This is a genomic window from Kytococcus sp. HMSC28H12 (assembly GCF_001816045.1).
GTDB lineage: Bacteria > Actinomycetota > Actinomycetes > Actinomycetales > Dermatophilaceae > Kytococcus > Kytococcus schroeteri.
The window spans coordinates 1-741 of sequence record NZ_KV824372.1 but is presented as its reverse complement, the minus strand read 5'-3'; the positions used below and the strand labels follow the sequence as shown (position 1 = coordinate 741).

The following is a 741-nucleotide window of genomic DNA, read 5'->3' as shown; positions in this document are numbered from 1 at the left end:
CTCGGCCAGCACGCGCACCGGGCGGAGGCCCTCCGGGCTGCGCCAGAGCAGGGCGGCGGTCCACAGGGCGTCCAGGTGGGCGGACACGGTGGCGACGTCGGCGCCCGTGGCGGCGGCCACCGCATCGGCGGTGGCGGGGGCCAGCACCATGGCCGACTCGAGGACCTGCAGCTCCGGGCGGGTGAGGGCGTCCAGGGCGCGGGTGAGCGAGGCGGTGGTGGTGGCGGCCGCGGCCAGGGACGCGAGGTCGCCGATGGTGTGGCGCGCCAGGTCGGGGCGGGTCAGGAGCAGGTCGGTGAGCTCGGCCTCGGAGCGGCCGCGCAGGTCGGCCGCCAGGGAGCGGAAGCCGCCGGAGCCGTCGGAGGGGGTCATTCGGCCCACGGTAGTGCCCGGGCGGGGTGGCGGTGGGCGCGGCGCCCGTGTCCACCTCGAGGTCGTACCGGATGCCGCGGTGCACCGCATCGGCCTGGCGGGCGGACCGCTGAGCAGGGCGTCCTCCACGAGCACCCGGCCACGCCGATGCTCCCGTCGGCGGCGATGTCCCGGCCCTCGCCCGAGAGCAGGCGCGGCGGCATCGCCTCGAGGAGGTCGTCCACCGTCAGCCGGAGCCACGGGTCGGCCAGCCTGCCACCGGGCCTCACGCGATGCCGGTGACGGGCCCCTCGCCGGTGTCGTGGGCGCGGTACATGCCCGGGGAGTTGAACGCCAGCACCACCTCGCCGGCGGGGGTGACCGCCACGA

General features: G+C 77.7%; 2 pseudogenes. Both read right to left on the bottom strand.

The features are described 5' to 3' along the window. Positions 1-372 (bottom strand): annotated as a pseudogene (locus HMPREF3099_RS04250) (hypothetical protein); the annotation flags it as partial. A 43-nt stretch (positions 373-415) separates the two neighbouring features. Then, positions 416-493, bottom strand: a pseudogene (locus HMPREF3099_RS13690) (chloramphenicol phosphotransferase); the annotation flags it as partial. Between the last annotated feature and the right edge of the window lie 248 nt (positions 494-741).